This window comes from Thermococcus henrietii (assembly GCF_900198835.1).
GTDB lineage: Archaea > Methanobacteriota_B > Thermococci > Thermococcales > Thermococcaceae > Thermococcus > Thermococcus henrietii.
Map to the genome: position 1 here is coordinate 1,991,394 of NZ_LT900021.1, position 11,858 is coordinate 2,003,251.

Here is an 11,858-nt window from a genome sequence, read left to right on the forward strand (position 1 = left end):
CTTTCACGGTCTCACCTCCTCCCGTTTGTCCGGGCTTTTGCGTTGTGCCTCCTCCACAACCCCCTCGTGGCTTCGAGTCCGAGGAGAAGTAGCCCGAGCGCGAGCCCCTGCCACAGGGGTTCCCCAAACTTCTTCATGAGGAGACCCATCACCAGCAGGAAGAACGCCACGTCGATGACCGATTCAACCCTTTTAAGGCCCCTCCTTTCCACAGCGTAGAGCGCGAGGAGGTAGATGACAACGAGGAGGAAGTAGAGCGGCCCGATGTAGTAAGCTGGCAGAAAGAAGAGAGCGATGAAGAAAAGAACCACGAGGACCGCCAGGGAGTCCCTCATACCACCACCTCTGTCCGGAGGAGGGGGAGCGATATGGAAAATCCCTCGTCGAACCATGCCCTCGTTAGCTCCCTCCCGATGCCCGTGGCGTTTTTGAGAAGCCCCCAGACGTTCCCCCTGAGCCCAAGGCGTGAGAAACCAACAACCTCGCCCCGCTCGACGACGAGAGCCGGCGTTACGACGACCGAGAAGTCGCCGGTGGCGCGGTCAATGGCGTTCGCGCCCCGGAGGCCGAGGGCAATAAAGCCCCTATCAATTTCCGAAATCAGCCCTTCCAGTGTCTTGTTTCCCGGTACAATGGTTAAGTTATGTGAACCGGCGATGATTCTCTCCTCGATTCTTATCCCGTCCCCAGTGCTCTCCCTACCAGCCTTCCATGCGCTGTGGCTGTCCCAGAGCAGACCCCTGACGATGCCATTCCCAATCAGGACGTTCTTCCTCGCCCTAACCCCCTCGTCGTCCGCCCTCACGTAGCGGAGGGAATTTTCATTGAGCGGGTCGTCGAGGAGCGTGACGAGCGGCGAGGCGATTGCTTCCCCCGGCTTTGCTGCCGTGCCTCCTTTCACCTCAACGCTCCCGCAGAACTTCCGGAGGGCCGCGGGAAGGAGGAGGTCTGAGAGGGGCGACGGTGCTACGATGGCCTCCATTCTCCCCTCTGGAGGCTTGACGGCCCCGAGACCTTCGACGAGGTTGAGGTACGGGTTGAGGAGTTCTTCAAGCTCCATTCGTTTGGAAGAGCCCGCATAGACCTGAAACGGAGCCTTCCCTCCAATTTCAAGCTCGGCCATCATGAAGGAGTATGAACCTTCAACGTCCGCCCCCGCGGTGCTCTCGACCGAGAAGCGCCTCGTTATAAGCTCAACCGTCCCGGAGAGCGAGAACCCCCGCTTTTCCAGTTCACCGGCCAGCGCGGAGAGCTCGCAGGCGAGGTCTTCTACATCTACCTCAAACGTCCTGTCCCAGCGAGCCCTGCAACCGGCCGGGAGGTGGTAGTCCTCCTCCTTTGAAAAGCGGAGCGTCTCGCGGGCGAGCCTCAAAGCCTCCCCCTCATCTTTACCTTCGGCGAGCGCCGAACCCACCTTCCCGTTCTCGATGAGCCTCACCGCTGTGAACTCCCTAACGCGGGCGAAGGGCTTGAGGCTCCCCTCGAGGGAAACGCCGGTCCGCTCCCCCCTCAGGCGGTAAACCTCGCGCTCCATTCACACCACCCGGATTCCCTTTTCGAAGAGGACGTGAGGTCCTCCCATGCTCACCCTCACCACCTGACCCTTTCCGCAGTAGCAGTTCTCAAAGTCGAGTTCCCTTCCAAGCCCCCTGATTCCGGGGAGCGCGTCGAGGGCTTTCCCGCTCGCCGTCGCGCCGAAGATTGGCTCGGCTATCTCACCGTCCCTGATGACGTAGCCCTCCAAAATTCCAACGGTAAACGAGGAGTCGAGGCCGGTCTGTCCCGGACCGGCGCTCACGAGGTAGTAGCCAAGCTTGATTTCCTCGAGCAGTTCCTCAAACGTCCAGTCCCCGGGTTCAAAGTAGGTGTTCCTCATCCTCACCATCGGCTCGAAGGCGTAGCTCTCGGCCCTCGCGTGGCCGTTCGGTTCGATGCCGAGCAGAAAAGCCCGCTCCCTGTCCACGAGGGGCTCGTTGAAAACTCCATCCTTCAGGATTTCGACCTTCCTAACTGGAACGCCCTCGTCGTCGTAGAGGTCGTTTCCGTGGCCGTCTTCAACGTTTCCGTCGCTCAAGCCCACGAACTCCGGTGCAATCCTCTCGCCGAGCTTATCAGCTAAAGGCGTGTTCGGCAGTTCGTCCGCCTCTGCGAGGTGTCCCAAAGCCTCGTGGGCAATCATCCCAGCGAAGCGCGGCGAGAGGAGAACCGGGACGTCTCCCAGCTTTGGCCTTCCTCCGCGGAGGAAGCAGTCCATCTGACCGCGGATTTCAGTGAGGATTTTCTCCGTCATGGCATCAACGGCCTCGAAGCCCCTCTCGATTGAGCCGGTTAGGCTGAAGAGCTCTGCACTTCGTCCGTTTGAGGAGGCCGTTAAATAGGTTATGAAGGAGATTCCCGCCAGCTCCCACTCGATTTCGGTCCCTTCGCTCGTGATTAGCCTTTTGACGCCTGAGAAGTCGGAGTACCTGACGACCTTCCTCTGCGCCCCTGGAAGCCCGTTGAGGAGCCCCCGGACAGCCTCAACCTTTTCCTCGAGCGGCACTTCTGGAGGCTTAACCTTCATCCTGCTTCTTACCCTGTCTCTAACTGGTTTTATCTCGGCGAGCCTAACGCCCCCTTCCCCGACCCGTGCGAGCTTCACCGCTTTTCCAACGGCCCACTCAAGGTCCTCCCTGGAGTTCACCGAGACAAAGCCCCACGAACCGTTCGCAAGAACCCTAACGCCGAAGCCTCCAATGGAGCGGGTGGAGACGGTTACCTCCTCTGAACCCGTGATTTCGGTTCTGAGGAGCCGTTCCTCCCTCACCTCAGCATACTCCGCGCCGAGGGACAGCGCGAGCTCAACTGCTCCTTCAACGTCCACCTCAAACACCTGAATTCCAAATCAAGGATAATCCTTAAAAACAATTCGGAGTTGTAAATACGGTGGTGGCATGTTCCGGAACCTCGGGATAACCTTCGAGCCGACCTACGAGGAGAAACCCTGGCTCTACGATCCGAGGAGTGAAACCGGACGGAAGAGGCTCAAACGGATGAAGGAACTCCTCAGGGACGTTCTTCCCCGGCTTGGCGGGAAGGCCCTCGACGTAGGGTGCGGCATGGGGGTTTCAACCCTCACCCTCGAGGAGCTGGGCTTTGAGGTTGTGGGAATAGACACCCAAGAGGAGCTCGTAAAGAACGCGGGAGAAATCGCCCGGGAGCTCGGCTATAGAGCGGAGTTCAGGGTCATGGACGCTAGGAACCTCGATTTTCCAGATGAGAGCTTTGACCTCGTTGCCTTCCTCGGCAATCTCCTACCACATATGAGCATCTACGACTTTGACTCAGCCGTGGGGGAGGCCTTCCGCGTTTTGAAGCGGGGAGGGGTTTTGGTCGTCGAGTACGCCGACTGGGTCAGGCTGCTCCACGAGAACTACCGCGAGGTGCTGGTGGAAGAGCCCTTCACCTCGTTCCACGTTCGCCTCGACACGCTCACCGGGACCGCGGAGAGACTCTTTGTAAACTTCGAGAAAGGCTACTTCTTCAGGACTAAAATCAACGTCTGGGCCCCTTGGATAGTCGAGTTCGTTCTGAGGAAGGCCGGTTTCGACGTGAGAACCCACTACAGAAGTATTTTCAGCGTTGTGACCGTCGGGACAAAGCCGGGCAACATTTAAATACTCTCAAAAGTAAAGTTAGGCTCAGGGGTGAACCATGGTTCGGGGTCGAAATCCGTTTAAGCTCAGAACGCTGAGTAGGAGAGCAGAGCTCTTTGGGGAAAGCCATAAAAAAGCGTTGGAGGAACTGGAGTCCCTCATCCTTGAAGGCGAGCCCGTAGTCTTGCTAGGACCGAGGAGGGTGGGAAAGACCAGCCTCCTAAACATAGCCCTGAACGAGAACAAAAACAGAATCTGCTACCTGTACTACGACCTCAGCCCGTTCATGGGGCAGAGAGCGGTAAACGTTTCCCAGCTCGTCGTTACGAAGTCGAACCTGCTGGCTTTCAGTGAGAAAGCAGGCTTTCGCGTAAACCTCAAAATAATCGAAGGATGGAGGGAAAGGGTAACGACATCGGAGTACTCAAGGGAGCTTCTCAACCTCCTCAGGGAACTCCACGAGCGGTGTGACCACGGGGCGATAATCTTCGATGAAGCCCAGACCCTGGCTTTTCTCAGGGGCCTTGACTTCAGGGGGGTCTTCCAGCTCATCATGAACTCCTACGATAATATAAGCCTCGTTTTGACCGGTTCAATGCCCGGAATCCTCTCGAACTATCTCAATCCGGAGGCGGAAGAGGCGGGATTTTCGAGGTTTTTCAACGAAATATCTGTCAGCAGGTGGGATTCCAAGACAACCGAGGAATACCTCAGGAAGCACATAGACATTGATGAGGGCGAGGTTAGAGAAGTCTCCCTGAGTCTATCGAACGTTCCCGGTTTCGTCGCCATGTACGGCCACCTCAGATGGAGGGGACTCAGCCACTCGGAGGCCCTTTCAAGGGTGTACGAAAAGGCGGTGAGCCTCTGGAAAAGCGACGTTAGAAAGTTCCTGACGGTCTACAGCTCCCACACCTACTACTACCTCCTCCTGGCATTGGCAGTTGGGCCGCCCATAGGGTTGAGGTACTCCGAGCTTATGGAAAGCGCGTTTGAAGTTGCCCAAAAAATGGGGGGCTCTTTCAGTGAATCGAGCTTTAAAAGGGCCCTGAGGCGCCTGAGGGACGCTGGCTTCATTGAAGAGACCGAAACGGGGAGGTATTTAATTCCCGAGCCCCCACTCAGAGAAGCCCTCAGGAGGCTGAGGTTATGAGAACATACTCCTTCGGCACCGAAACAGTCCCCGTCGCCCTCGCCGGCGACCTGCTCGTTGGAATCGTCCACGACGGGAAAAACTACCGGATAATGCTCGCAAGGCTCGACGGGGTAGAGATAGTTGAGACTCGCTTTTTGGCTGGAGAGAACGACTGGGAGGGCCACAGCGGGGTTAAGCTCGACGACGGCTACCTCATCGGTGGGGCGGTTGAGGGAATTGCAACGCCCGATGGCGGCGAGGGCTGGAAGGCATACCTCGCTAAGCTTGATGGGAACTTAAACGTTCTATGGGAGCTGAAGCTCGACGTTAGAAGCAACGGGGCCGTTCACTCAATCCTGCCCGCGGGGGAGGGAATCATCATAGCGGACGAAACCGGGAGGCCGGGAAACAGGGGCTTCTTCATGGGAAAGGTCTCCCCGAAAGGCGAGCTCCTCTGGCTGAAGGATTTTGGGAGCTGGGACGACGTCCTCTTCACGGCCCTTCTTCCATCGGGGAACGGTCTAAAACTCATCGGGAGCGTCAAAGAGGGACGCTGGGAGGTCAGAGCCTTTGACTTCGATGAAAACGGCGAGCTTCGCTGGGAGGAAGCCCTCGCGGAGGGGATAGCGCTGACGGCCTGCTCCTGGAACGGAGAGCTCGTCCTGGCCGGCTACCGCGGGGAGAACTTCTGGCTCAGGATCGGTGAAAGAGACGTTGAGCTCGGGAAGGGTAGCGCGACCTCGCTTCTGCCCCTCAAAAATAAGCTCCTCGTTGGCGGCGAGCTCGAAGGGAACGCGGTCGTCGTTGAAATCGTCGAGGGGAAAGAACCGAAGGTTCAGAAGCTCTGGAGGAACGGCTGGGTCGAGGTTTTGGGTGAGGGAATTGCAGCGGGCGTTACAAGGGAGTGGAAAATGGTCATCACCCGCCTTTCCCCTTGAGGGCTATTATCCCGGCGTAGACGACGCCCAGCATGGCGAAGCCGAGTATAACACCCCACAGGAGGCTCGAGAGCGAGAAGACATCGCGGAGGTACGAGATAAGCCCCGAGGTCACCTCCCAGAAGACCAGCGGAGAGAGGAGGGAAAGCGGTACAGCTACCGCGATGATCCTTCTCGCCCTCTCATACTTGATGTAGAGCTCAGGAAGCAGGTTGTCAAGCCAGTGGACGGCCATTACGACGAGCAAACTTTTCGTGTAAATGTAGCCGAGGCCGAAAACGAGTCCTCCAAGGGTCGCCGAAAGTAGCTTTCTCCAGCTCCAGGTGGAGTGGGAGAACCTGTGGCTCAGCCCGAAGAAAACCGAAATCGCAACCAGCCCGGCGAAGGGATTCCAGAGCGAGAGCAGGCCGAGGAAAACGTAGCGGAAGCTGAGCTCCTCTGGAAGGGCGGAGCTTATCACCTGAAGGAAGGCGAGCTTAGGGAGGCTTGAGTTTTCGATGAACTCGACCACCTTCCTGTCTTCTTCCGTCTCCGGGTTGAGGAAGCGCCCCAACTCATCAATCGACGGCAGAAAGCTGAGGACTGAAAGGGCGAACAGCACGAGGAAGGCCTTAACGGGGAAGTCCCAGCGGACGAAGTAAACCGCGGGACAGAGAAGCGTCACAAGAACCGCGAGGAGAACCTCGGCAGCGGAAACAACGCCCCAGTAGGCCACTATCTCGTCCGTCCATCTGCTGAGGCTTTTCACCAGAGGGCTTAGGTAAAGCCCCTTGGAGAGCCAGAGGAGGAAGGCCAAGGCGAAGACCGCGAGCGGGTTCATCGGCACCACTGAAACCAACGTCATGGAAAACGCTTAAAACTCTTTCGCGTTGTAATAATTGGGGATTTTCATGCGACCGGTAATCGTGAAGGGGGAGAGAGTGTCCCTTGCAGTTATCCTCAAAGAAGACCTTAGGAAAAGCTGGGAATGGTACAACGAGAGAAGCACGGTCAGGAACTTCTTTAACTCTGCTTACTTCACGCTCCCGGAGGAAGAGGAGGAATTCTATGAAGAGCTGAAGAAGAACAAGGAAAGGCGCCTGCATTTGCCGTCATCAAAAACGATGGAACCCTCATAGGCATCGCGGGCTTCAACTGGGTCAACTGGAGCGCGAGGTGGGGCGAGCTGTTCTACTACCTCGCACCGGAGGAGAGGGGAAAGGGTTATGGAACGGAAGTCGTGAGGCTCCTATGCGAATACGCCTTCAGGCACCTAAACCTGCGTAAGGTCTGGGCGAAGGTTCACAGCGACAACATTCCTTCAATCCGCGTTCTCGAGAAGAACGGCTTCTCATTGAGCGGACGGTTCCGGGAGCACGTCTGGAGCGACGAGAGGTACTTAGACGAGCTGATTTACGAGAAGTTCAGGAGGGATGAAAATGATTGAGCACTTGGAACTCCATCTAAACCTCGACTTCAAAAAGGGAGCGCTGGAAGGAAAGGCAACGTTAAAGCTGGCCGGAAAAGCGGGAATCTTCCTCCTCAACAGAGGCCTGAAAGTGGACTCCGCGAGCGTCCCGTTTTCATGGCGCTTGGAGGGTCTGAGGGGCTTTGAGGCTTTTGAGGTCGGCGTCGTTCGGCTTGAGAATCCCCTCAAGGAAGTCAAGCTTAGCTATTCGGGAAGGCTTGAGAGCTATGAAAGCGTCCTCCCCTACCTCAAGGACTCCATAAGCCGGGAGTACACCCTACTCAGAACGGACTCGCTCTTTTATCCAATCCCGTCGGAGCCAGACTTTGAAAGCCTCATAAAGTCGGTCGTGGGCTCCGAATTTAACGCGGAAATAACGGTTGAGGGCGTTCCAGAAGGGCTGGTAGTGGCGTTTGGCGGAGAAATTGGGGGAAACCGACTGAGAATCGATGGCACAAACAGGCTCGACATTGCGGTGGCACCTTTTAAGGTCATTGAAAAGGGCCCCTTCAGGCTCTTCGTTCTGGGCGAGGAAGGAATCGGCAGAACCCTCGAACTGCTTGAGAAGGCATACTGGTTTTATTCGTCCATCTTGGGACGCAGGACGAATAAGTTCACCGTCATCGAGACGCCAGAGAACTACGGCGGGCAGGCCGGGAAGGGCTATGCGCTCGTCTCCGGAAGCTCGCTCAGGGCTGAGATACCCGCAAACCTCTACCACGAGCTCGCCCACCTCTGGAACCCGAGGGCAACACCCGAGGCGCACCTGAGCAGGTTCTTCGACGAGGCCTTCGCCAACTATCTAACGGCGCTTGCTATTGGGGAGATACACGGCGAGGAAGCGTTCAACCGCTTCATCGAGGGCCTGAGAAGGGACTACGAGGCCATCGTCGGGCGCTTTCCGGAGGCGGAGAAGCTCAGACCGTCGGAGTGGGGAAGGCTCGGCCTATGGGAGCTATCGTACACGAAAGGGGCCTTAATCCTTTACGACCTTCACCTGCTAATGGAGGATTCCTTCTACGACGTCCTGAGGGAGATTGTAGAGAAGGAAAGCGTAGATTTCGAGAGGTTCAGAGAAATAATCAAGGACGTATCAGGGATTGAAATCAATGTGTAGCTCCCAAAAAGCTTCCACGAGTGCTGGTCCCAAATGAAAAAGACGTGTAAGGCACGGGGGTAAGTGTAGTCTATTTGGCTTTTATTTATTTGGTTTAATATGTACCCTTATTTATTATTTTAAAGAGAGTTAAAGGAAGATATAATAATTCCGTAGGTTTTAGAGGAGCTTGTAAGAGTGACTCCGTCTTGTTTGGAATACTATTTTTTATAAAGACAAAAAAAGTTTAAGAGGATAAAATATTTAAAATTTCTATGCACAAGCTGTTAAGATGAGCTATCTTCAAATCTCCGACCACACCTTTGAACCAATGTCCTCCCTGTCCTGAAAGGAGGGAGTATCCAAAAAAAGGAAAAACAAGACGTGATAGTAAGAGGAGATGATGGATAATGAACAAGGCTGATAGTATTTTAAAACGTATTGAAAACATCTTGTGGTCTATTGAAGTCAAGGGAGACTTTTTGAAAGCAAGAGAAAAATACATGGAAGTGCTTGGGGAAATAAAAGAGCTCCCAGAAAGTGAAGAGAAATTTAAGCTTATGTCATTTTGTATGATGCGAATTGCGAATGTGGAAAATGCATTGGGAAACATTGAGGATGCAGAAGAGTTTGCAAGAGAGGCACTTAAATATGCTACTAAGTCCGGAGAAAAAGTAAGTCAGGGACGAGTATTACTTGTTCTTAGTTCAATCCTCAATACAAAGCAGAAATTTGAAGAAGCCCTAACTTATGTCCAAAAAGCCAAACTTCTATTCAAAGAATCATATAAGGAGGTGCCGGAATTCGATGCTATACAAGGTTACGGATGGGCGCTTCTTCTGGAAGGGAGTATTCTTTTGAATATGGGGAAAATCCAAAAAGCGGAAGGCGCGGCAAAAGAAGCTTTGAAAGTTCTAGAAGGCATTAACAATATCCCCGGGATTATTAATGCATATGAAGTTCTCGCTAGGGTATATGATAGGGCAGGTAGGCTAGAAGAAAAACGAAGAACTGAAGAAGAAATCAAGAGGCTGAAAGAAAATCTGGATGGGGGCTAAATGTTTAGATATCTTAGGGAAGGTACTGATATGTACTACAAGGCCCTTCCTAATACATAGGATGCAACTACTGAAATTGGAGAGAAGAGGATTATAAAGCCAAAAAGAAGTCTTAAGGGATATTTGCCTATAAAAAGAGAAAAAGCTCCGGATGTTGGCTGTGGCACAGGAATTTCGACGTTTGCCTTAGAGGGACTCGGCTTTGATATTGTTGGAATAGATATTAGAGAAGAGACAATTCAAAAAGCCAAGGAAATTGCAAAGAGAAGAAGATCAAAGGCGAAGTTTTACTTTATGGATGCCAAAATATTGGAATTTGAGCATGAAAGTTTTGATCTTGTAGCTTTATTGGTTCTCCCCTGCCACATTTTAGTGTTTATGAGTTTGACGAAATAATTAAGGAAGCCTACCGAGCGAGTCTTAAAGCCAGAGGAGTGCTTGTAGTTGAATACGCAGATACGGTAAAAGGACTTTATAACTGGCACAGAGATGTTTTTGTAGAGGGTTCGCTGATCTCTATTCACAAGAGCTTTAAGTTTATTGAAAGTTTGGAAGAAAGGTTTTTCGTAGATTTGGACAACGGGACAACTTTTAGTGTCAAGTTTTACATCTGGTCTCCGTGGATTGTGGAGTTTACTTTAAGAAAAGCTGGCTTTAAAGTGGAGAGTCATTACATAATTACATAAGTGAGAGGATGGTTGTAACAGCGGGGATAAAATCGTAATTTAGATGGGGGGTATGGCTCATGTCTTTCTCCTCAAAAACTTCTTCCACTCAACGTCCGGGACAAGACCTTCAACGAGGACTTCAATGATATCCTCTGGAAGACCCTCCTTTCTGAGGACCCTTCTAAAGCCCCGCCTCGCCCGGTTGGTTATCCTCACGAGCCCGGAGATTCTAAATGCAATCACCGGAAGGCGGAGAAAAAAGCGGAGAAAGGAAAGAGGGTTCATTCACTGCCCCCGTCGGTCTTTCTCTCCCCCCCAAACCCCTGAGAAAAGCCCGGAATCTGGAACTTCCCGCCGTGTCCCTTTATAAGGCCGCCGAGCATCTCCATGAGCTTCTTACCTGGGTTTATCGAGTCCATGTACTCCTTGGTGAGCTCAAGCGCCGCCTCCTTGTCCATGCCCGCCTCGACGAGGTTCTTGTAGAACTCAGCCACGCTCTTCCCCATCGCCTGAACCCTCTCCGGGCTGTAGAGCTCGTTGAGGAGCTCCTTCAGCGGCTGGAGGATGTCCTCCACCATGTCGCCAACCTTCTCCATGAGGAGGGGTATCTTCTCCAAGTCCTTGTCGCCCTCGTAGGCCTCGATGAGGTCTTCAAGCACTCTCGCCTTCTTCCTGAGAACCTCAAGCTCCTCCGGCGTCTTCGCGTTCCTCATCTCTTCAACAATCTCGTTCAGGAGTTCCTCCAGCTTCTCAGGTGCTCCAACCTTCTCGTTCACCATACCAACCACCTCGATAATCATTAGCCCGGTCAAGGTTAATCGGGATTCCGATTATTTCAAGCCACTTTTTGACCACTCGCCTGGAGAGGGCGTAGACCTTCCCCCTCTCACCCGGAACCTCAACGACGATTCCCATCTCCCGAAGCTCGGTCAGCCTTGCCCTCACGGTGTTCCGCGAGGCCTTTCCGCGCCTGCCCTTCAGCTCCCGCGCTATCTCGCTCACGTTTGCCCGCTTGAGGTCGAAGAGAATCCGGACGATTTCCCTCGATATCGGGTCTGTAACCTCGGGAACGGCCACCTCTATTCCCAGCCCACCGTACTGGGCATAGAGGTTGATAAGCCGAAGGTAAGCCTGTGCCAGCTGGGAAACGAGAGCAAAGCTCTCCCTGAGCTCTTCGAGCGCCTTCCTGAGCTCCTGCACTTCCCTAGCGAGTTCCTCATCGGGCATGGTTAATGATTGGGTGGTCAATCATTTAGCCTTTCCGGTCAGTGGTGAACAGTTCCGCAATCCAGACGTAGCGGTTGAGCCTTTCAAACCGGCACTCCAGCCCGAGCCCGGCGCATATCCTCCCCAGCCCCTCGACGGTGGTGAAGTACTCGTCCCCTATCTCCTCGGCAAGACCGTCCTCCTCGCCAATGAGCCTCTTCGCCTCCTCCGACTCGAACATTACGTCCGCTATTATGATTTTACCGCCGGGCCTCAGGACGCGGAGCATCTCCTTAATCGCGTCCCGCTTTTCCTCGTCGGGCACGTGGTGAAAGGCATAGGTCGTTATCACGGTATCGACACTCCCGTCTGGGAGAGGAATCCTCAGGAAGTGCCCGCCGAGGGGCTCGAACCCGTGCTTCTCCCTGAACTTCCTGCGCATCCCCGCGGAGGGCTCGACGCCGATGTAGTTTTCCGGGTCGAGGAAGCGCAAAATATTGCCCGTTCCACAGCCGACGTCGAGGACGAGCCCTTGGGCCCGCTCAGCAACAAGCCTCAGAACCCTCCAGTAGCCGCGGTGTATCCAGTCCTCCGTCTCGACGTCCTCGTCGTAGCTTTCGGCCCAGCCGTCGAAGTCCCAGCGCTCCATGAGCTCACCAATGAAATCCGCTTCAC

16 protein-coding genes are annotated in these 11,858 nt (G+C 54.2%); 8 read left to right on the forward strand and 8 right to left on the reverse strand.

Going from position 1 to position 11,858, the window contains the following annotated elements:
- Positions 1-11 precede the first annotated feature (11 nt).
- The 3 genes from CS910_RS10810 to CS910_RS10820 are packed head-to-tail and all read right to left on the reverse strand — an operon-like array spanning position 12 to position 2,863.
- Complete coding sequence (locus CS910_RS10810) at positions 12-335, reverse strand: hypothetical protein (RefSeq protein ID WP_099211969.1); 324 nt, start codon at positions 333-335, stop codon at positions 12-14.
- Positions 332-1,534, reverse strand: a complete 1,203-nt coding sequence (locus CS910_RS10815) for a TldD/PmbA family protein (protein ID WP_099211971.1) — start codon at positions 1,532-1,534, stop codon at positions 332-334. The genes CS910_RS10810 and CS910_RS10815 overlap by 4 nt, the downstream gene beginning before the upstream one ends.
- On the reverse strand, positions 1,535-2,863 hold the full coding sequence (locus tag CS910_RS10820) for a TldD/PmbA family protein (RefSeq protein ID WP_158523837.1): 1,329 nt from the start codon (positions 2,861-2,863) through the stop codon (positions 1,535-1,537).
- Positions 2,864-2,933: 70 nt separating this feature from the next.
- On the opposite strand from CS910_RS10820, the gene CS910_RS10825 reads away from it, so the two are divergent.
- Genes CS910_RS10825 through CS910_RS10835 form a run of 3 tightly spaced genes read left to right on the forward strand, consistent with a single transcriptional unit; the run spans position 2,934 to position 5,708 of the window.
- Complete coding sequence (locus tag CS910_RS10825; protein WP_099211975.1) at positions 2,934-3,656, forward strand: class I SAM-dependent methyltransferase; 723 nt, start codon at positions 2,934-2,936, stop codon at positions 3,654-3,656.
- Between the two features lie 37 nt (positions 3,657-3,693).
- Entirely contained in the window at positions 3,694-4,788 is a 1,095-nt protein-coding gene (locus CS910_RS10830; RefSeq protein ID WP_099211977.1) for an AAA family ATPase, read from the forward strand.
- Positions 4,785-5,708: a hypothetical protein gene (locus CS910_RS10835; RefSeq protein WP_099211979.1), complete on the forward strand. Its 924-nt coding sequence runs from the start codon at positions 4,785-4,787 to the stop codon at positions 5,706-5,708. The genes CS910_RS10830 and CS910_RS10835 overlap by 4 nt, the downstream gene beginning before the upstream one ends.
- Here the strand turns inward: CS910_RS10835 and CS910_RS10840 are convergent.
- Positions 5,689-6,528, reverse strand: a complete 840-nt coding sequence (locus tag CS910_RS10840; protein WP_223211983.1) for a CPBP family intramembrane glutamic endopeptidase — start codon at positions 6,526-6,528, stop codon at positions 5,689-5,691. The genes CS910_RS10835 and CS910_RS10840 overlap by 20 nt on opposite strands.
- 70 nt (positions 6,529-6,598) lie before the next feature.
- Here CS910_RS10840 and CS910_RS12085 point away from each other — a divergent pair, with 70 nt between their 5' ends.
- The 5 genes from CS910_RS12085 (at position 6,599) to CS910_RS10860 (ending at position 9,705) form a co-directional block, all read left to right on the forward strand.
- Positions 6,599-6,826 carry a hypothetical protein gene (locus CS910_RS12085; protein ID WP_223211962.1) on the forward strand — a complete coding sequence of 76 codons (228 nt, stop codon included), beginning with the start codon at positions 6,599-6,601 and terminating at the stop codon, positions 6,824-6,826.
- A 2-nt stretch (positions 6,827-6,828) separates the two neighbouring features.
- A complete protein-coding gene (locus CS910_RS12090; protein ID WP_262926575.1) occupies positions 6,829-7,134 on the forward strand; it encodes a GNAT family N-acetyltransferase in 306 nt (101 codons plus the stop codon).
- Positions 7,127-8,272: a M1 aminopeptidase family protein gene (locus CS910_RS10850; protein WP_099211983.1), complete on the forward strand. Its 1,146-nt coding sequence runs from the start codon at positions 7,127-7,129 to the stop codon at positions 8,270-8,272. Before CS910_RS12090 ends, CS910_RS10850 begins: the two co-directional genes overlap by 8 nt.
- Positions 8,273-8,661: 389 nt before the next feature.
- Positions 8,662-9,309: a tetratricopeptide repeat protein gene (locus tag CS910_RS10855; protein ID WP_099211985.1), complete on the forward strand. Its 648-nt coding sequence runs from the start codon at positions 8,662-8,664 to the stop codon at positions 9,307-9,309.
- Positions 9,310-9,432: 123 nt separating this feature from the next.
- Complete coding sequence (locus tag CS910_RS10860; protein ID WP_158523839.1) at positions 9,433-9,705, forward strand: class I SAM-dependent methyltransferase; 273 nt, start codon at positions 9,433-9,435, stop codon at positions 9,703-9,705.
- A gap of 347 nt (positions 9,706-10,052) precedes the next feature.
- On the opposite strand, the gene CS910_RS10865 is transcribed toward CS910_RS10860, so the two are convergent.
- Genes CS910_RS10865 through CS910_RS10880 form a run of 4 tightly spaced genes read right to left on the reverse strand, consistent with a single transcriptional unit; the run spans position 10,053 to position 11,832 of the window.
- A complete protein-coding gene (locus CS910_RS10865; protein ID WP_099211989.1) occupies positions 10,053-10,262 on the reverse strand; it encodes a hypothetical protein in 210 nt (69 codons plus the stop codon).
- On the reverse strand, positions 10,259-10,756 hold the full coding sequence (locus CS910_RS10870) for a hypothetical protein (RefSeq protein ID WP_099211991.1): 498 nt from the start codon (positions 10,754-10,756) through the stop codon (positions 10,259-10,261). Before CS910_RS10870 ends, CS910_RS10865 begins: the two co-directional genes overlap by 4 nt.
- Positions 10,728-11,204 (reverse strand): winged helix-turn-helix domain-containing protein, encoded by a 477-nt coding sequence (locus CS910_RS10875; protein ID WP_099211993.1) that lies wholly within the window; start codon positions 11,202-11,204, stop codon positions 10,728-10,730. Before CS910_RS10875 ends, CS910_RS10870 begins: the two co-directional genes overlap by 29 nt.
- 25 nt (positions 11,205-11,229) lie before the next feature.
- Positions 11,230-11,832, reverse strand: a complete 603-nt coding sequence (locus CS910_RS10880) for a class I SAM-dependent methyltransferase (protein WP_099211995.1) — start codon at positions 11,830-11,832, stop codon at positions 11,230-11,232.
- Between the last annotated feature and the right edge of the window lie 26 nt (positions 11,833-11,858).

Bases quoted from the DNA above. Each gene is read 5' to 3' on its own strand.
- CS910_RS10810 (WP_099211969.1), bottom strand. From the start codon at position 335: ATGAGGGACTCCCTGGCGGTCCTCGTGGTTCTTTTCTTCATCGCTCTC.
- CS910_RS10815 (WP_099211971.1), bottom strand. From the start codon at position 1,534: ATGGAGCGCGAGGTTTACCGCCTGAGGGGGGAGCGGACCGGCGTTTCC.
- CS910_RS10825 (WP_099211975.1), top strand. From the start codon at position 2,934: ATGTTCCGGAACCTCGGGATAACCTTCGAGCCGACCTACGAGGAGAAA.
- CS910_RS10830 (WP_099211977.1), top strand. From the start codon at position 3,694: ATGGTTCGGGGTCGAAATCCGTTTAAGCTCAGAACGCTGAGTAGGAGA.
- CS910_RS10835 (WP_099211979.1), top strand. From the start codon at position 4,785: ATGAGAACATACTCCTTCGGCACCGAAACAGTCCCCGTCGCCCTCGCC.
- CS910_RS10840 (WP_223211983.1), bottom strand. From the start codon at position 6,528: ATGAACCCGCTCGCGGTCTTCGCCTTGGCCTTCCTCCTCTGGCTCTCC.
- CS910_RS12085 (WP_223211962.1), top strand. From the start codon at position 6,599: ATGCGACCGGTAATCGTGAAGGGGGAGAGAGTGTCCCTTGCAGTTATC.
- CS910_RS10850 (WP_099211983.1), top strand. From the start codon at position 7,127: ATGATTGAGCACTTGGAACTCCATCTAAACCTCGACTTCAAAAAGGGA.
- CS910_RS10855 (WP_099211985.1), top strand. From the start codon at position 8,662: ATGAACAAGGCTGATAGTATTTTAAAACGTATTGAAAACATCTTGTGG.
- CS910_RS10865 (WP_099211989.1), bottom strand. From the start codon at position 10,262: ATGAACCCTCTTTCCTTTCTCCGCTTTTTTCTCCGCCTTCCGGTGATT.
- CS910_RS10870 (WP_099211991.1), bottom strand. From the start codon at position 10,756: ATGGTGAACGAGAAGGTTGGAGCACCTGAGAAGCTGGAGGAACTCCTG.
- CS910_RS10875 (WP_099211993.1), bottom strand. From the start codon at position 11,204: ATGCCCGATGAGGAACTCGCTAGGGAAGTGCAGGAGCTCAGGAAGGCG.
- CS910_RS10880 (WP_099211995.1), bottom strand. From the start codon at position 11,832: ATGGAGCGCTGGGACTTCGACGGCTGGGCCGAAAGCTACGACGAGGAC.